Annotated in this window: 17 protein-coding genes and 4 pseudogenes; 10 read left to right on the top strand and 11 right to left on the bottom strand. The window is 66.0% G+C overall.

From position 1 onward, the window contains the following. Window positions 1-230: 230 nt before the first annotated feature. Window positions 231-443: a hypothetical protein gene (locus tag MSM1_RS07890; protein WP_213440942.1), complete on the bottom strand. Its 213-nt coding sequence runs from the start codon at window positions 441-443 to the stop codon at window positions 231-233. A gap of 195 nt (window positions 444-638) precedes the next feature. Further along, window positions 639-1,382: a ParA family protein gene (locus MSM1_RS07885; RefSeq protein ID WP_213440941.1), complete on the bottom strand. Its 744-nt coding sequence runs from the start codon at window positions 1,380-1,382 to the stop codon at window positions 639-641. A gap of 124 nt (window positions 1,383-1,506) precedes the next feature. Here MSM1_RS07885 and MSM1_RS07880 point away from each other — a divergent pair, with 124 nt between their 5' ends. The 3 genes from MSM1_RS07880 to MSM1_RS07870 are packed head-to-tail and all read left to right on the top strand — an operon-like array spanning window position 1,507 to window position 2,953. Further along, window positions 1,507-1,821 (top strand): hypothetical protein, encoded by a 315-nt coding sequence (locus tag MSM1_RS07880; RefSeq protein ID WP_213440940.1) that lies wholly within the window; start codon window positions 1,507-1,509, stop codon window positions 1,819-1,821. Continuing rightward, window positions 1,818-2,687: a hypothetical protein gene (locus MSM1_RS07875; protein ID WP_213440939.1), complete on the top strand. Its 870-nt coding sequence runs from the start codon at window positions 1,818-1,820 to the stop codon at window positions 2,685-2,687. The genes MSM1_RS07880 and MSM1_RS07875 overlap by 4 nt, the downstream gene beginning before the upstream one ends. Beyond that, window positions 2,675-2,953 carry a hypothetical protein gene (locus MSM1_RS07870; RefSeq protein WP_213440938.1) on the top strand — a complete coding sequence of 93 codons (279 nt, stop codon included), beginning with the start codon at window positions 2,675-2,677 and terminating at the stop codon, window positions 2,951-2,953. Before MSM1_RS07875 ends, MSM1_RS07870 begins: the two co-directional genes overlap by 13 nt. 559 nt (window positions 2,954-3,512) lie before the next feature. On the opposite strand, the gene MSM1_RS22895 is transcribed toward MSM1_RS07870, so the two are convergent. The 3 genes and pseudogenes from MSM1_RS22895 to MSM1_RS07860 form a co-directional block, all read right to left on the bottom strand. After that, window positions 3,513-3,626, bottom strand: coding sequence for a hypothetical protein (locus MSM1_RS22895; RefSeq protein ID WP_374101697.1), 114 nt, complete (start codon window positions 3,624-3,626; stop codon window positions 3,513-3,515). 166 nt (window positions 3,627-3,792) lie between these two features. After that, a pseudogene (istA, locus tag MSM1_RS22890) lies at window positions 3,793-4,920 on the bottom strand (IS21 family transposase); the annotation flags it as partial. A gap of 192 nt (window positions 4,921-5,112) precedes the next feature. After that, window positions 5,113-5,904: a transposase gene (locus MSM1_RS07860; RefSeq protein ID WP_213440936.1), complete on the bottom strand. Its 792-nt coding sequence runs from the start codon at window positions 5,902-5,904 to the stop codon at window positions 5,113-5,115. 411 nt (window positions 5,905-6,315) lie between these two features. Between MSM1_RS07860 and MSM1_RS07855 the strand changes: the two genes are divergently transcribed. From MSM1_RS07855 to MSM1_RS22885, 3 genes and pseudogenes are all read left to right on the top strand, one after another. Next, window positions 6,316-7,389, top strand: a complete 1,074-nt coding sequence (locus tag MSM1_RS07855; RefSeq protein WP_213440935.1) for an IS110 family transposase — start codon at window positions 6,316-6,318, stop codon at window positions 7,387-7,389. A gap of 69 nt (window positions 7,390-7,458) precedes the next feature. Next, window positions 7,459-7,959, top strand: a pseudogene (locus MSM1_RS21635) (ISNCY family transposase); the annotation flags it as partial. 214 nt (window positions 7,960-8,173) lie between these two features. Beyond that, window positions 8,174-9,832 (top strand): protein kinase, encoded by a 1,659-nt coding sequence (locus MSM1_RS22885; protein WP_213440932.1) that lies wholly within the window; start codon window positions 8,174-8,176, stop codon window positions 9,830-9,832. Window positions 9,833-10,228: 396 nt separating this feature from the next. On the opposite strand, the gene MSM1_RS07835 is transcribed toward MSM1_RS22885, so the two are convergent. The 5 genes and pseudogenes from MSM1_RS07835 to MSM1_RS07815 form a co-directional block, all read right to left on the bottom strand. Beyond that, a complete protein-coding gene (locus MSM1_RS07835; protein ID WP_213440931.1) occupies window positions 10,229-11,107 on the bottom strand; it encodes a hypothetical protein in 879 nt (292 codons plus the stop codon). 11 nt (window positions 11,108-11,118) lie between these two features. After that, on the bottom strand, window positions 11,119-11,550 hold the full coding sequence (locus MSM1_RS07830) for a recombinase family protein (RefSeq protein WP_236054796.1): 432 nt from the start codon (window positions 11,548-11,550) through the stop codon (window positions 11,119-11,121). Between the two features lie 5 nt (window positions 11,551-11,555). Then, window positions 11,556-11,795: a hypothetical protein gene (locus tag MSM1_RS07825; protein WP_213441683.1), complete on the bottom strand. Its 240-nt coding sequence runs from the start codon at window positions 11,793-11,795 to the stop codon at window positions 11,556-11,558. Between the two features lie 7 nt (window positions 11,796-11,802). Next, on the bottom strand, window positions 11,803-11,979 hold the full coding sequence (locus MSM1_RS07820) for a hypothetical protein (protein ID WP_213440928.1): 177 nt from the start codon (window positions 11,977-11,979) through the stop codon (window positions 11,803-11,805). Window positions 11,980-11,999: 20 nt separating this feature from the next. After that, window positions 12,000-13,318: pseudogene (locus MSM1_RS07815) on the bottom strand (IS256 family transposase). 92 nt (window positions 13,319-13,410) lie between these two features. On the opposite strand from MSM1_RS07815, the gene MSM1_RS07810 reads away from it, so the two are divergent. Beyond that, entirely contained in the window at window positions 13,411-13,692 is a 282-nt protein-coding gene (locus MSM1_RS07810) for a transposase (RefSeq protein WP_236054795.1), read from the top strand. 23 nt (window positions 13,693-13,715) lie between these two features. Beyond that, on the top strand, window positions 13,716-13,997 hold the full coding sequence (locus MSM1_RS07805; RefSeq protein ID WP_213440925.1) for a transposase: 282 nt from the start codon (window positions 13,716-13,718) through the stop codon (window positions 13,995-13,997). Between the two features lie 175 nt (window positions 13,998-14,172). Here MSM1_RS07805 and MSM1_RS07800 read toward each other — a convergent pair. Next, a pseudogene (locus tag MSM1_RS07800) lies at window positions 14,173-15,501 on the bottom strand (ISL3 family transposase); the annotation flags it as partial. Between the two features lie 223 nt (window positions 15,502-15,724). Between MSM1_RS07800 and MSM1_RS07795 the strand changes: the two are divergent. After that, on the top strand, window positions 15,725-16,087 hold the full coding sequence (locus MSM1_RS07795) for a helix-turn-helix transcriptional regulator (RefSeq protein WP_213441574.1): 363 nt from the start codon (window positions 15,725-15,727) through the stop codon (window positions 16,085-16,087). After that, on the top strand, window positions 16,084-16,233 hold the full coding sequence (locus MSM1_RS07790; RefSeq protein ID WP_213440924.1) for a hypothetical protein: 150 nt from the start codon (window positions 16,084-16,086) through the stop codon (window positions 16,231-16,233). Before MSM1_RS07795 ends, MSM1_RS07790 begins: the two co-directional genes overlap by 4 nt. The last annotated feature ends 109 nt before the right edge of the window (window positions 16,234-16,342 follow it).

Below are 16,342 nucleotides of genomic sequence, written 5' to 3'. Positions count from 1 at the left end.
CCTCGGCCTCCCACTCGAGCAGGCCGTGCAGGGGGTTGCCGCTGGCGGGAGGTCGTCCAGCGGTTCGCCGGCGGCGCGGCGCGCGGCCCAGCGGGCCACCCGCGTGTCATCCACGTCCAGCACCCGACACGCCACCCGGGCCGACCAGCCGTGCACCACCGCGTGCTCGACCAGATCACAGATGCCGGCCTTGACGGATGCGTCCACACGGGCCGGGGCTGGGCCGACGGTCAGTCCCAACGCGATTTTCCCCGGTACAGATGAAGCTCCACCGCCTGCTCCGTGATCGTGGCCCGCAACTGCTCCAGCTCCGCTCTGGCCTCCTCCAACTCGACCTGCTCGGCGCTCTTGCCCGGGCGTCCCGGCGTCGTGACAGCGCCGCCAGAGCGCCCTCCTTCGCCGACCGGCAGATCGTCGTCACCGTGGTGCGGTCGATCCGCCACTTCGCAGCAGCCTCCCGCTGGGTGAACTGCCCCGTCAACACCGAGGTGAACAACTCCCACTTCTCGCTCGGCGGCAGCACCCGCCGCGGTTTGCGTCCCTTTCCCATCGGGCCAGCAGACGACATGACAATCCTCCAGACGTGTCCGACACGCCCACATCTGGCTGGGATTTTTTGCCGTTCCTGCCGCATTAACTCAGACGCAAAACAGGACTTGCAAGCTGAGGGATTTTCCGCCGCGGTATTTGTGGATCGGCACTTCGGCGCTGTGGACGTCCTGGCGGGCCCCGAGGTCGGGGATGACGGTTTTGGCTTCCAGATCGCCGTAGGCCGCGCGCAGTTCGCGTTCGCGGTCGATGGGCTCGCCTTTGTTCTGCCGGCGAGAAATGATGATCTTGGCCAGCTCTAAGCGGGGGTTGGGCCGCAGTTTGACTTTCTGCACGGTGGTTTCGAGCCGCGTAACACCCTTGACGGAGTCTTTGGTTGGTTCGGTGATCGCGTAGACGTCATCGACGGTCAGCAGGACCGCAAAGAGCAGTTTTCCCAGGCTTGGCGGGCAGTCGAAAAGGACGGCGTCGTAGGCGGATAAGTCCAGGCCCTCGAAGGCAACGTCGAGGCGGAAAACCAGGTCGGAAGCACCGCTGGATTCGGCATGAGACAGATCAAGGTGTGCGGGGATCAGGTCGATGCCATCCCAGTCTGTCACCACGACAGCCTCGATGGCCGATCCCGGTTGAGTCCGGTCCATGAGATCCGCGGTGGTCAGCTGATCATCGGTGGTGTACACACCGAGGCCTTCGGTGGCGTTGGCTTGCGGGTCCATGTCGACGACGAGCGCTTTGCCGCCCCGATTGCTGATCGCGCTGGCCAAACCCAGCGTTGTCGCGGTCTTGCCGACACCACCCTTCTGGTTCGCGAGCGCATGCCGATTCCGCTGCATCCAACTCCCTCGCCGCCGCTAGGCTAGCGATCCTCAGGCGATGTCGCCCCGCGGCGCCGGTGCGACAGCGGCCGGTCGGATTTAACCGAGCGCGCCGCAAGGGTGCGACTGTTACGCTTCCGGCATGAGTGCTGGTGTCCGGGTGGCTCCCGCCCAGTTGCGGGTAGTTAGCACCGGCTGGGATGCGCAGCTGGGCGAGCTGTATGCCGCGCCGCCGGGGTTGGCGGCGCCGGTGGTTGCCTGGCCGTCGATGCTGTCCTGCGCGGGGCTTAGCGGCGCCGCGCAGGCCGTCACCGCCAGGCTGCACACCCGCATCACCGCCACCGCCGCCGGCACACGGGCCGCAGCCGGCGGCTATGAAAGCATGGATAGCCAGGCGGCGGGCGAGGTGAAAACCGCGATCACCACGATCAGCGGCACCGACCGGAGAACCACGTGATTCCCTCCCAGTCGGCGCTGCGCGCCTATGACGTGTCGCATCTGATCGAGCACGCCGCGTATTGGCGGGAGCTGGCCACCCGCCGCCGCGATGTGGTGGGCGCGATCACGGCCCAAGCCGACGCCCTGGATTGGCAAGGCCAGGCCGATGAGGCGATGCGTGCGGCGATGGCCGGGCACCTGCGCGACGCCGAGCGGCAGGCCGGGCAGCTCGATGCCGCCGCCCAGCGCGCCGAAAACGGCGCCAGCGTGCTCCACCAGCAGCAGCAAGCCATCCTCTCGGGGATCGAGCAAGCCCGCCAGCAAGGCTTCGCAGTCGGTGAGGACTGGTCGGTCACCGACGCCATGTATGCGCCCGGCTCCATCGCCTGGTATGCCCGCCAGCCCACCGCGCAGGCCATCGCCACCCAGCTGCGCACCCAGGCCGGTGGTTTCGCCACCCGCGAGTATCAAACCGCCACCGACATCATCACCGCCGCCGGGGACTTCGGCGGCGAAGGCACCATTCACCGGCACATCCAAGCCATCGACAACCACTTCAAAACCGATGGGCCACCGCCCGCGCCACCACCACCGAACCCGCCGCAAACCGGCGAACCAATCAAACGCCAGCTCGTGCACACCCCGCCACAAGTGATCACCATGCCGGACGCCCCGTCAAGCCACACACAAAAGCCTCCGGGGTTCCCCGGATGCAGCGGCGAGGAACAGTTCAAGGACTTCCTGGAAATCCTCGGCGGCTTAGCGACCATCGGACTCTCTGTACCCGGCGAAACCGTGACCGGCGGCGCCGCCACCATCGGAATCATCAGCGGCGGTGGGATGGTAACGAACGGTATGGTTGGACTGGACCAATGCAGCAAATGATGCCGTTGGTGTTGTCGGCGGCGGCGCTGGGACTGCTGCTCGCGTTCGTGTTGCGGCGGCTTGTTCGGCGTGGCTCCCCGAGCGATGTCCAGCTCAACCGCAGGATGCAAATGCTCTACGCCGGCGCGATGCTCATCTGCGCTGGCTTCCTGACGCTTGACGCGATCACCACCGAGCGGCTGCGCTATGTGAACATCGCGGTTGCGACGATGTCGGTCGTTGCCGCAGTCGTTCAATTGCGCAAACGGCACCAGCAGCGCACATGACCTACGCGCCTGACGGCGAAACGACATCGGCGCTGCCGGAGCTGCCGGAGGGCATGCGTTGGATGGTGGCGTTGGATAAGCGCCGGATCGCGGTGCTGCTGCTGCAGAACGAGATGCCGGTAGCGTCGGCGGGCGAGAGCCTCGACCGCGACGCCGACATCGACTACCAACACCAGTCGGTTGACGCGGTGGAGCAGGTGTGTCGCCGCTTGGCGGCCGAGGTGCTGCACCAGTGGGGTTTTCTTCATGGTTTGAAAAACAAGCTCGGGACTGGTGTCGACGTGCGAATGAGAATCGTCGACTGGAACCGCTAACCACACCCGCGAATCGGGAGCACCAGCTTGTGTGTCGAAATCGGTTGTTTTTGCGACACTTTCGGCTGGGGTGCCCCGACCTGCGCTGCTCCGCGGGGTCGCCTTAGTAACGGAACGCCACTGCGACGTTATTGGGTGAGCCGTGGCGCCGCTGTGCCGGTCGAGGTGCGGATGCGCGCAGGATCGGTGTTGGCGTGGGACCGGTGCCGGCGGGACGTGTGGTGTCCCGTCCCGCCGGACGCTGGTCAGCCGAGCTGGCTGAAGTGCTTGCGCATCGATTCGTCGCAGGTCAGCACGGTGGCATGGGCGTTGGTGGTGATGCGATCGATGATCGCGTCGGCGAGGATCTTCTCCTCCATGCGGTCGTGCCACTGGCCGGGCGGCAGCTGGGTGCAGTAGATCCACGGTGTTCGGGCCGATGCTCGCAGCCCACTGCTCGAAGCGGGCCGGGCTCCAGTCAGCCAGCCGGTGCCGATGCCCGGCAGGCATGTGCTCGGCCACGGTGGAATACCGCCCGCGCACACCTTTGAACCGGGCGTGACAAGCGACGCGTTCGGCGCCGGCGAAGACCTCCACCGTGCCCGAGGTCAGGCGAACATCCAGGCTGCACCCGATCAGCGTCGATGGCACAAAGTAGAAATTGCGGTCTACTTGAACGTGATAGTTCGGTCCTGCCTTTGCTTTTCGTAGATCCACCGGCGGCAAGGGATTGAGCAGCGGCTTCTCGTCCCGCAGGAACACGATCCGCCTGAAGTCCTCCCGCTTCTGGAATCCCCGCGCGTTGATCTGGTCGACCAGTTCGAAGATGGCCTCGTTCAACTCGGCCAGGCCCACGAACCGCCGATCACGCAGCACCACGGCGACCTGGTTGGCGACAAACCGCACACTGCCCTCCACGACCGGCTTGTCACGCGGCCGCTTGACCCTGGCCGGCACGATCGCGGTGCCGTAATGCTCGGCCAGCCCGGCATAAGCCGGGTTCAGCGCCGGCTCGTAGCGGTCGGCCCACGATACCCCCGTGCGAAGGTTGTCCGGCACGAGCAGCCGGGCCGCGCCGCCAAAGGCCTCGAACGCGTGAACATGCGCGTCGTTCCACGAAACCAGCGTCATATCGGTGAACGCCTCCACATACGTGAAGGCCGAAAACGACAGCGCGGCCACGAACAACCACGCATCGGTCGGGGCGCCGCTGAGCGGATCGACCAAGCTCATCGCATCACCGGCCCAGTCGACCTCGATGGACTCACCCGGGCTGCGCTGAATACGCATCGACGCCCCCGCCGAGGCCACCCATCGGCGGTACTGTTCGTTGAAAAACGAATACCGATACGGAACCCCGCCGCAGGCCCGGCAGGCCGCAACATACTCGCTCCACAACAGCAGCAGCGTCACCGACGGACGCCCCAGTTCACGGTGCACATGCTCGAAATCCGGCACCACACGGTCTGAGTCCGCTCTGGCAGGTTCGCCCAATAACAGACGACGGACCTCATCGGCGGCGAGGTCGGCCACCTCCCCGAAACCCACACCGGCAGAACTCGCGGCAGAAAACACCGCCGCCACCGTGTTCCGGGAGCAGCCCAACACATCCGCGATACCGCGCTGGCTCACCCCTTCGGCGCATAGCCGCAGGATCTGTTTGTAGTCGACCATCGAAGGTGACCCCTTTCGTCACGTCCGCGCCCCAGCGACACGGACCGACGAACGGTCGCACCTTAAACACCAGCAGCGGTGCCACGGCTCACCCGATAACGTCGCAGTGGCTCACCAGCCAACGGAACAGTGGCTCACCCCACAGCGGAACACCGGCTCTCACCAGCCGCAATATCCACCGATGCACATCGTCTAGTCATATAAGCGAGCGGCGGCCTGCTCGACGGCAATGGCGCGGTAGATGGCGCGCAACTTTTGGGCGGCTACCCACGCGGCGGCGACTTGGCTGCGATCGTCTCTGGCCTCGATGCCGGCCAGCAGCCGCGCCCATGCGGTAGGGGTGAGGTTGTCGGCACCTCTGCGCAGCACCCGGCGAATCCCATACAGCGGATCACCGCGGCGGCCGCGATGGCCATAGATGTCCTGTTGGACGCGACGGCGCACGTCGTCGACCGCGGCGAATCCCAGACGCACCACATGGAACGGATCAAGGACCCGCACCGCATGTGGCAATCCGGTCGACAGGGCGTTACCGTAGCCGCGGAACGGATCCAGCGCGGCGACGCCGATGCTCGCGGTCCACTCGCTGGGTTGAGCAGAAAGCCAGTCAGCCAACACCTTTCGACTCCGACCAGGGAAGATGTCGATGAGTCTGGCGTGATCCAAGTCAACGACTCCCGTGGCGAAGACTGTCGAGTGGGCCGCATGCGTCTCGGTCCAGGTCTGCTGCTCACATTCGGGATGCACACATCTCCAGATGCGTTTGACCCAGACCAGGGTCACCGGGCGGTCTCCGGCCGGCAGATCGCGTACCCACGTCGGGCGCTGATCATGAAGCCGGGCCTGCGCGCCGCACACCGGGCACCACCCGCTCGTTGCCGTGGTCTCTATGGCGTATTCGACCTCGCCGTCACGCTCGGAAACTGCCAGCACGGCCATGCCTTCCAGCCCAAGCATCACCGTGGCACTACTGTTGTCTCTCACCTGGGGCCTTTCCCTTCGTGTTCCTAACACCACGAATCATGAGGCCCCAGGCCCATTCCCAGGCTCAGGCAGACAACCGTGTCCCCTGACCACTACCACGCTTCATTACGAAGAGCCACTTTTCCTTACTGCTATTAAAGAACTACCGGCGTTTCCGCGGCCTCACCAAGCGGGGCGTCGGTAGGGTCCGCGTCCGAACCGGTGCGGTCTGACTCATTTCTTTACCGGCCGCGCGCAGCATGGTGTGCCTTCAATTGTCAGATCCGTCGACCACACCTGGTTCGGCGCGGAACCGCCGGACGGAGTGACCTGATAGGAGCGCGACCAAGCATCCCGTAGCAGTATCGTCCCCGCCCGACGGCTTCGCCCTTCACCTCATCCAGGAAAATCCCGGTCACAGGAAGGGCCGCTATGGAATCCACCACCGCCGCATCCACTCAACCACAGGTCACTGTCGGCATCGACACCGGCAAGCAACACCATGTTGCGCACGCCGCCGATGCACTCGGCCGGCCGCTGGGCAGCTACCGCATGCCAACCACCACCGCCGGATACCGGCAATTCCTGTCCTGGGCGCGCGGGCTGGGCCAGCTCATTTTGGTCGGGATCGAAGGCCCCGGTCACTACGGCGCCGGCCTGGCCCGCCATCTGCGCGGCGAGGGGATCACGGTCACCGAGGTCGGTCGCCCCAAACGCCAGCGCACGGCGCGCTACGGCAAATCCGATGACGCCGACGCCGCCGGGGCCGCCGCCATCGTGTTGGCCGGCGAAGCCCTCGGTGAGCCCAAATCCGCCGACGGCCCCGCGGAGATGGTGCGCATCCTGCGCGTGGCCCGCACCAGCGCGGTGCGTGCCCGCGCCAAGGCCTACACCGCCCTGCAAGACCTCTTGGTCACCGCCCCCGCAACACTGCGCGAACAACTCGCAGGTTTCTACAAAGACCGCCTCATCGCCGCATGCGAAGAACTCCCAGAGCCCGAAATACTTGGCAGCGCAGTCGATGCCGTGATCCTCGCGGTCAAGGCACTGGCCAAGCGCTGCCGCGAACTCGACACCGAAGCCCAGCGGCTCGCCCAGCACCTCGACGCCATCACCGCCACCGCGGCCCCACGGTTGCGTGCCGTCTACGGCGTCGGCCCCGACACCGCCGCCACCTTTCTGGCCGCGATCGGCGACAATCCCGACCGGATCAGCAGCGACGCCGCGTTCGCCAAACTCTGCGGGGTCAGCCCGCTGGAAGCCTCCAGCGGCAAAACCGTCCGACACCGACTCAACCGGGGAGGTAACCGCGACGCCAACCGAGCCCTGCACGTCATCCTGGTCGTCCGCCTGCGCCGCCACCAACCCACCCGCGGCTACCTGACCAGGCGCCTCGCCGAAGGCAAGACGAAAAACGAGATCAAGCGGTGCATCAAACGCTACATCGCCCGAGAAATCTTCCACGCCGTGCAGCCACCAAGAACGACCGCAAAAACCGTTGCCTGAACATAGGAGCATCTGCTATTGAGGCCCAAGCCACCGTAGGGCGGGTCGCCGGCCAGTAGGCCGAGCTGGGCCGCTACCGCCGCCGATGAGGCCGAACGGCTGCTGACCAATGCCAAGCGGGCGCTGCGCCGGGCCCGCCGCAAGGCCGATGATCTGCGTGAACGCGGCGAACACGACGCGCCGGCCAGGGAGCCGGCACCGGCGGCTGGCCCGCGCGCTCAACCACCTGAGCGGGCTGCCCAAGGCGACCCGGCAGATCGTGGCCCAGACCCGCCAGCGGGTCGCGGCCGTCACCTCGGATGGCGCGAGCCGCTCACCGATCGCGGCGTGACGAACGTCGTGATCCCACGCAAAGGCCGACCGCCCGAAACACAGTGCGCCGAAGGGCATTGAAAACCCTTCCGCCGCGCTGTGAAATGGCGAACCGGCAGCGAAGGCCGCATCAGCCACCTCAAACGCGGCTACGGCTGGCACCGCGCCCGCATCGACGGTACCGAAGGCACCCCGATCTGGACCGGACATGGAGTTTTCGCCCACAACCTGGTCAAGATCAGCGCACTAACCGCGTGATCGGCCATTACGCGGACCAGTCTGGGCCCAACACGGCAACGGCCTCATTCGCCAATCAGAGGCGACTCAGCCACCGCCGACTCCTTCAGGTCGAAGTAGCTACGAACATGCCCAGCTTGTGGTCGCAAGGCGGACCCTCGCAGAGATCTCGACCACACCCCTTCAGGCGGCGAATTCGGCCACGGTCGCTTGCAGGCCGCGGTACCGTCCGCGCATGGCAGTGGCGGTTGGCACGACCATCGCGGGGTACGCAATCCTGCGGCTACTGGGTGCTGGCGGGATGGCCGACGTCTATCTTGCTCAGCACCCCAGGTTGCCGCGGCGCGACGCGCTAAAAGTCATCTCCGAGGCGGTAACAGCGGACACTGACTTCCGCGAGAGGTTTCACCGCGAAGCCGACCTGGCCGCGACACTATGGCACCCGAACATCGTCGGGGTGCATGACCGCGGCGAGTTCGATGGCCACCTGTGGATCTCGATGGACTACGTCGAGGGCACCGACGCCGCGCAACTGGTCAAAGACCACTACCCGGCCGGGATGCCAATAAGCGACGTGTGCGCCATCGTCACCGCCGTCGCTGACGCGCTCGACTACGCCCACCACCGCGGCCTGTTGCATCGCGATGTCAAGCCCGCCAACATCTTGCTCACCGAGCCTGAGGACGGTAAGCGACGAATCCTACTGGCCGACTTCGGCATTGCGCGACCACTCGCTGACATTAGTAGACTTACCGCAACCAATTTCACCGTGGGAACGGTGGCCTACGCCGCACCTGAGCAGTTGATGGGCGCGGACATCGACGGGCGCGCGGACCAGTACGCGCTGGCCGCCACCGCGTTTCACCTCCTCACGGGCGCACCGCCGTATCAGCATTCCAACCCGGTAGCAGTCATCAGCCAACACCTCGACGCAGCACTGCCAAAGCTCAGTGATCGGCGCCCGGAGTTGGCGTACCTCGATCAGGTGTTGTCAATAGCGTTGGCCAAGGACCCCGCCGACCGGTTCGACCGGTGCTGCGACTTTGCCACCAACCTCAGTGAGCGGGCCGCCGGCGACGCGGAAAGTGATCGCCCCACCGAGGCTGGCGTCACCGCCGTCGCTGTGGTCGAAAACCTCGCCCAGTGCCGCCAGGTTGGCTTTAAAGTCACGGTAGGCGGCCTTGCGCTCGGCGTCCGTCGCGTAATCCGCGCCGTACCGCGCCAGCCACGCCCCACCAATGCTCACCCGCGTCCACGCCCACCAGTGTCTCACCGCACTACGACACTGGTGGAGTGCAGACGTATCGGGCGCTCGCCAGCCGTGGTGAGCGGTTCTGGCTTGTCCATATCCCGGAGATCGACCAGTGGACTCAGGCGCCCAGCTGGGGTGAAATCGAGCCGATGGCCCGGCGCGCCGTTAATCGCGGCCAACTGCTGCGCCCGCCCTAGCACCTTCACCACCCATCACCTTCACCACATCCTCTGGCATATTGACACAAGAGTGTGCAAGTCTGGCTGCGACCGCGCCGAGGTGCGTCCAGAACCGGCGTGCGCCCTCGGTAGGCGCGGTGGAGTGGTAATGCGCATGCGGATTTGGATCCTCGCTATCGCGTCGGTGTTTGCAGCGGCAGCGTTGGGTGCTGCCCCTGCGGTCGTTGCGAGCGGGCCGACTACGGTTCTGGCTGGTTGCGCTGCGGGCGAGTACCAGAACTCGGATGGCCAATGCATCCCCGACCCATCGTCGGGTCTACCCCCTGGCGGTGCGCCCGGCCTCGTGGGCAGCCCGCCTGCGGGGGCTACCGCGATCTGCCGAGATGGCGACTACTCCTTCAGCACCCACCACAGCGGCACCTGCTCGGGACATGGCGGCGTACTGCAGTGGCTGACAAACTGAATGGTTACCAAAACAGCGTGGTAGCCGAGACCGAGAACGTCAACCTAGGCCGTCTACAGACGGGATCGCGTGCGTGAAGTCTTCGCGATAGAGCGCCAACGAAAGCCACCCGGTAGCCAACGCCATGACGCACACCAGTGCCGGGGCGCGCGTAGCCCAGCAACGCGCCCAGCGGCCCGGCTGCACCAAACCCCGCTCGACCCAGCCACCACAACCGCGCTGCAGCCTATGAACACCGTCCCTACGCGCGCATCCGCAGATGAGGCAACGACTCAGTCGCCATTCAGCCCTGGGTATGATTTGCTCCGTCGAGTTCGAGAACCGACTCACTCAGACGGCACAAGCCGCCTGACCGTGTGTCCACCAAACGGGGTCATGCCCCATTTCAAATCTATCTCATGCTCCGCACACTGAGGCTTTGTCCGCGGCTTTGTCGCAGAATGGAACCTGATCACCCAATTGATGCCCTGCGTTCATCGCACCGACGCGGTCGCCATCGATGGTGACGGTGAGTACACGGCCTGGCGCGGTGCGCTCAGGAGGGCACACCCCCGTTCGAGCGCAAAATCGTTCACTAAGCCGGGCGTTGTAGTCGCTTGCGTTCGTCACATCGACTTCGACAGGCAGGCCTGCAGGGATCACACGGGCATCTGAGCTGTCCTTGACGTAGCCGAAAAACGTCCTCCCATCAGGTGCGCCATCTGCTGTTCCGTTGTACGAGGTCAAGCCGACGTGGATGGTGGCATCGGGCATCGAGGCCATGCTGCATGTAGGGCACGCTGGAAAGTCGGGGATGACTATCTCGACACCCCCGTCAGCGGAGACGGTCAGCTCCCGCTCATGTCCTACCCACTTGCCCACCAAGGTGGCGTAGGGGCTAGCCGGGGCCGCAGACGGTGCCGGAGGGAGTGCCGTCACAGTCGGCGGCGCTGCGATCGGCACGGACTTGGTCGGCGCGGGTGCCGGTGCCGGTTGTGGCGCCGATTTCACCGTAGCCGGCCGCGCGTTTGGGATCGAGTGCGTGAAGTCTTCGCGATAGAGCGCCAACGAAAGCCACCCGGTAGCCAACGCCATGACGCACACCAGTGCCACCAGACTCGCCCAGCGCAGCCGCCAACGCCAATTGGCGCGTTCGGCGTTTTCGGCAGCTTCCTCGGTTTCGGCTTCCCTTGACCACGCCAACGCGGCGATCTCGGTCGACGATCCGTCCGAGACGATGGCGGTCGCATCGGCCGCGGCGGCGACTCCCGTGGTGTGGTCCGCGCCGTCGTTCATGGGAATCGAACCTACGCTGTTGTCAGCGAGATTGGGGGCATAACAGCAGCTCCTCCTATTCTCGTCGCGCCTCCGGCGGCCGACCGCTCGGCGGCCAGTGCGCGCTCGAAGTGGGCGACCGCGGCGAACACGTGAAACAGCAGCCGCCCGCCGGCGCTGCTGGTGTCGATGGCCTCGGTCAGCGAGCGCAGCTCGATTCCGCGGGCCTCCAGCTCGCCGGCAATTTTCAGCAGGTGCGACAAGGAGCGGCCCAGCCGGTCCAGCCGCCACACCAACACCACATCACCGGGGCGCGCGTAGCCCAGCAGCGCGCCGAACCGCGGGCGGTCGTCGCGACCGCCCGACATGGTTTCAGTCCAGATACACTCCTCCCCAGCCGCTTTCAACGCCTGAATCTGCATATCGGGGTTTTGGTGCGCGGTGGAGACCCGCGCATAGCCCAAAACGCTCACCGCAGCGCGGCGCTGTGGTCGAAAACCTCCGCCAGGGCCGCCAGGGCCGCCAGGTTGGCTTTAAAGTCGCGGTAGGCGGCCTTGCGCTCAGCGTCAGTCGCGTAATTCGCGCCGTAACGCGCCAGCCACCCCGCATCCACGCCCACCAGTGTCTTACCGCGGTATGACACCGGACCCAACCGGCCCACCAGGGCCGGGCGGGAGGCTAAAGACCGTAGGTACTGCGCTGCTGCCACCAGGGATTCAATGTGATGAGTTCCCAGCCGCGCGTCCGGGTCGGGCGCCCTGGCCGGCGGCGGCCGCGGCGGATTTGCGGCGCTGACGGTGCGCGGCGTGCCACCCGTAGAAGCCGAGCAGGTAGGCCTCCGCAATGCCGGTGATGAGGTAGGAGACGAGCCAGGTTTCGTGAGCAATTGTCAATACCTGTGGATCAAGATTTTTCAGGCGGCCTCCTCCCGGGTCTCGTCAGCGATCGGTTCGTCGGGGCGCTCGACGAGCTTGCCGTTCTCGAACCTCGCGCCAGCACGGACGAGGGCGACCAAGTGGGGTGCGTTCACCGCGCGCCAGCGTGACTGGGCTGCCTCGATCAGCTTGTAGGCCATGGCGATTCCGGCTGCGCGCGAACCCGGCCCCTTGGTGATCTTGCTGCGGTTGCGCACGGTGGCGAAGGTCGACTCGAGATAACGATCGGATTTGTCGTGCGCAAATGTACCCAATGTTCGGCCGGGAAGTCGTAGAAGGCCAGCAGTTGATCGAGGTCGTCGGTGATCTTGGCGACCGCTTTCGAGTACTTGGCGCCGTAGGCCGCCTCGAAGTTTTTCACCGCGTCCAGCGCGTGACGTTTGTCTTGGGCGTTCCAGATCTCCGCCAAGGCTTTCTTCGCCCCGGGATGTGCCGACTTCGGGAGCGCAGCAATAACATTCGCAATCTTATGGAACCAACAGCGCTGCTCTTTGGTCTCGGGGAAGACGTCGCGCAGCGCGCCCCAAAACCCCAGCGCGCCGTCCCCGATCGCCAGCACCGCTGCCCGCATGCCGCGCCGTTTGCAATCGCGCAGCAGATCCGCCCACGACTCGGCCGACTCACGGTAGCCGTCGGCGAGCGCGACCAGCTCCTTGCGGCCATCCGCGCGCACCTCGATCAGCACCAAAAGGCACAGCTTGGCCTCCTCCAAGCGCACATTGACGTGGATGCCATCAGCCCAGACGTAGACGTAGTCCACGTTCGACAGGTCGCGCGCCGCGCACGCGTTCTGCTCGGCCTGCCAGGTCTGGGTCAACGTGGTGATCGTCGCGGCCGACAGGCCCTTGGTCGAGCCCAGGAACTGCCCCAGCGCCGGCCTGAAATCCTGGCTGGACAGCCCGTGCAGACACAGCAGCGGCAACACCTCGGTGACCTGCGGGGTCTTGCGCGCCCACGGCGGCAAGATCGCCGACGAGAACCCCACCCGCTCACCGGTTTGCGGGTCGACACGGCGGTCGTTGACCCGCGGCGCCACCACCTCGATCACCCCCGCGGCAGTGGTCACCTCCCGCGGCTCGTGATACCCGTTGCGGACCACCAACCGATACCCGTTCTCGTCGCGCTCATCGGCGAACCGCGCGCAGTAGCCGGCTACCTCGGCCCGCAACGCCGCCGCCAGCATCCGCTGTGCGCCCTCGCGCACGATCTCATCGATCACCGAGGACACCGGGCCCGCCAACGCGACCGGCACAGCCGAGCCATCACCGACGCCGGCCTCAGGGACTACATTGAGCATGGGTCGTACTGGGGTGTTCCCGGTGAATGAGTCCGCCTTGTTTTAGAGTCCTGTGGCCCCCGTGGATGGGGGTGGAAGGGACGATGAAACACATGGCTGGTCGGAAGCGGCATTCCGCGGAGGACATCGTGCGCAAGCTGCGCCGTGCGGATGAGCTGGGGGCGGCAGGCAAGACCGGTGAGGAGATCGCCGCCGAGCTGGAGGTGTCGCCGGCGACGCTGTATAACTGGCGGCGCACCTATGGCGGGATGGATATCGATGCCGCCAGGCAGCTCAAGGAGTTGCGGGAGCAGAACGCGAGGTTGAAGCGGCTGCTGGCCGAGGCGGAGTTGGAAAAGGATGCGTTGCGGGAGGTTGCGAAGGGAAAATTCTGAGCCCGGCCGCCAAGCGTCGCGCCGTGGACATGCTCAAAGAGGTGGTGAGCATGTCGGAGCGGTTGGCGTGCAAGGCGGTTGGGCTGGCTCGTTCTACCTACCGGCGCACTCCGGTCGCGCAGACCCCGGCCGACCCGGATGCCGATCTGCGGGCCTGGCTGCGCTCCTATGCCACCAAACATCCGTGCCATGGGTTTCGGCGCGCCTGGGCGGCGTTGCGCCACGATGAGGGCCGTGAGGTCAACAAAAAGGGCCCTCCTGACGTATCCGTGGGTGGGTGGGGCCGATTCGGGGCCGTGATCTGATGGTTGAATTCGTTTGTGCTCGCTTCCGCGATAGTTGCCTGTAGCGCTGCCCGGGTGGGAGGTGTCCATGTGGAGCCCCCGAGCGCAGCGAGGCGGAACGACATGGACACCGACGAGCGGGTAGCGCAGAATCGGCGACGTCTGAGAGGGGAAACCCGAGGGGTGCCCTGGTGGAGGGGTGTGAGCCGCGGCCGGGCAGGGTGGGGCGGTGGCCGCCGAGGGCGAGCATGGCCAGGGCGATCAGCGCGGCGGGGTTGTGGAATCCGAATGCGATGCGGGTGAGCAGGCGGATCTTGGTGTTGGTGGATTCGATCAATCCTTGGGACAGGCCGTGGTCGAGGGCGGCGTCGATGGCCTCGCGGTGGCGTTTGATGCGGCCGGCCAGCTCGACGAAGACCGGGATGCGGCAGCGCCGCGCCCAGGAGATCCACTTGTCGAGGGCGTCTTTGCCGTCCTGGCCTTTGACCGAAAACACATGCCGCAGGCCCTCTTTGAGCAGGTACGCGCGGTAGAGCCGGGTGTCGGTCTTGGCGATCCAGGCCAGTTTGGCGGTTTGGCGTTCGGTGAGGTCTTCGGGGTTTTTCCACAGTGCATAGCGGGCGGCTTTGAGCCGCCGTGCTCGTTCATGACCCGGCCGCGGCGCGGTGTTCCTGCTGGGCCGACCACGGCCCCACTTGGGCTCGCCGCGCGCGATCGCTCGCGCGTCGTTTCAGGCCCGGCGCCGCTCGGCGTCCAGCGCCTCGGTGGCCCAGGCCAGCACATGAAATGGATCTGCGCAGCGGATCGCGCCCGCGCAGCGCTCGGCGACCACATCGGCAATCCACTCCGCCGCATCGGCGGACACATGGGTGATCTGCGCGCACCGCTGGGCGCCCAGAGCGTCGAAAAACCGCCGCAGCGTCTTGGTGTCGCGGCCCGGGGCGGCCCACACCAGCCGGCCGCTGTCGTGGTCAACCGCCACCGTGAGGTACTTGTGGTGACGCTTATAGGAGATCTCATCGATGCCGATCCGACGCAGACCCGCAAACCGGTCGATCCTCTTCTCCGTGTCGGCCCACACCCTCGCCACGATCGCCCCTACGGTGCGCCAGGCGACCCGCATCAACTCGCACACCGCGGTTTTCGAACACGCCACCGCCAGCCAGGCCACCGTGTCATCAAAGGCCAAAGTGTGCCCGCCATGGTGGCGCGCCCACGGCACCGCCACCACCGTAGGCCCATGGGCGGGGCAGTTCACCCGCGGCGCATCGGCCTCCAGCACCACCTGCATCGTGCCCCAATCCAGGCCCCGCCACCGGCGCCGACCCTCACCCCGGTCATACCAGGGCGCCCTGCGACCGCAGCGGCCACAACGGCGCGAAACACCACTTCGCGGCCGCACCCGCGCCACCACCAGCGTGTCGCCGTCGGCGTCTTCCTGCCCGAACCCCTCGAACTCGATGTCTTCGATCACGGTGCGCTGCTCGACACCCAGCAGCGCACGCCATAGCCTCACATTGCGCACGTCGTTGTTGGCTCCTTTGGTTCCTGACCTTCCACAAGCCAGAAACCTTAAGCCACAACGACGTGCGCCCCTTCCATCAACAACCGGCCCACGGAAGCGTCAGAAGAGCCAATTTATGCGCCTAATGTCACTATAGTTTTAATATCTGTTGTTCCGGATCTCTCGTACTGATGGCCTGCGAGTGAGGTGACCGTAGGTGAGCCGACGTAGCGACTCCAGCGTGATGCTTTTGCCCGAGACCGACAGCGGAGTGGAGATGGTAGCCAAGTTCTTCCGGGCCCTGGGCGAGCCAGCGCGGCTTCGGCTACTGGAGTTCCTGCTACGCGACGAGCACACGGTCAGCGAATGCGTGGCGCACCTGGGGATGTCGCAGGGCCGGGTGTCGTCGCACCTGGCATGTTTGGCCGACTGCGGGTATGTGCAGGTCCGCCGCGCCGGGCGGTTCGCGCATTACACGGTGGCCGACCCACGGGTGGCCGAGTTGGTGTTGTTGGCGCGGGCATTGGCCGCCGACAACGCGGCCGCGTTGGCTGAGTGTGTGCGCATCGGCCTGCCGCCTAGACGTCCATCTGCGCGGCAGCGGTGACCAGCGATAGGTACGGCTCCCTAGGCGCCGGTGGTGTGGTGGCGGTCCTGCGGCCGGTGCTGGCAGCCATCGCGTGTTGCGTGGTATCGGCGTTGCTGGCTGCGGAGGCGCCGGGGGTGCTCGACGCACAGCCGCTCAGCGGCTAGCTGATCGCGGCCGGCGCGCTCGGATTGCTGGCCGAGCTGGGCTAGCGCCACGCCAAGTCAGCCGCGTTGGCGAGCGAGCTGATCCGCCCTGCTGCTTCCAGGTCGTGTC

Origin of the sequence: Mycobacterium sp. SM1 (assembly GCF_018361265.1) — a bacterium.
In the GTDB taxonomy this organism is placed as follows: domain Bacteria; phylum Actinomycetota; class Actinomycetes; order Mycobacteriales; family Mycobacteriaceae; genus Mycobacterium.
Note: the sequence above shows the minus strand (reverse complement) of the source record. Positions and strands in the feature narration are given on the sequence as shown.

Excerpts from the sequence above, each read along its gene's own strand:
- MSM1_RS07835 (WP_213440931.1), bottom strand. The coding sequence starts at position 11,107 with ATGAACGACGGCGCGGACCACACCACGGGAGTCGCCGCCGCGGCCGAT.
- MSM1_RS07885 (WP_213440941.1), bottom strand. The coding sequence starts at position 1,382 with ATGCAGCGGAATCGGCATGCGCTCGCGAACCAGAAGGGTGGTGTCGGC.
- MSM1_RS07870 (WP_213440938.1), top strand. The coding sequence starts at position 2,675 with ATGCAGCAAATGATGCCGTTGGTGTTGTCGGCGGCGGCGCTGGGACTG.
- MSM1_RS22885 (WP_213440932.1), top strand. The coding sequence starts at position 8,174 with ATGGCAGTGGCGGTTGGCACGACCATCGCGGGGTACGCAATCCTGCGG.
- MSM1_RS07810 (WP_236054795.1), top strand. The coding sequence starts at position 13,411 with ATGGCTGGTCGGAAGCGGCATTCCGCGGAGGACATCGTGCGCAAGCTG.
- MSM1_RS07880 (WP_213440940.1), top strand. The coding sequence starts at position 1,507 with ATGAGTGCTGGTGTCCGGGTGGCTCCCGCCCAGTTGCGGGTAGTTAGC.
- MSM1_RS22895 (WP_374101697.1), bottom strand. The coding sequence starts at position 3,626 with ATGGAGGAGAAGATCCTCGCCGACGCGATCATCGATCGCATCACCACC.
- MSM1_RS07795 (WP_213441574.1), top strand. The coding sequence starts at position 15,725 with ATGCTTTTGCCCGAGACCGACAGCGGAGTGGAGATGGTAGCCAAGTTC.
- MSM1_RS07855 (WP_213440935.1), top strand. The coding sequence starts at position 6,316 with ATGGAATCCACCACCGCCGCATCCACTCAACCACAGGTCACTGTCGGC.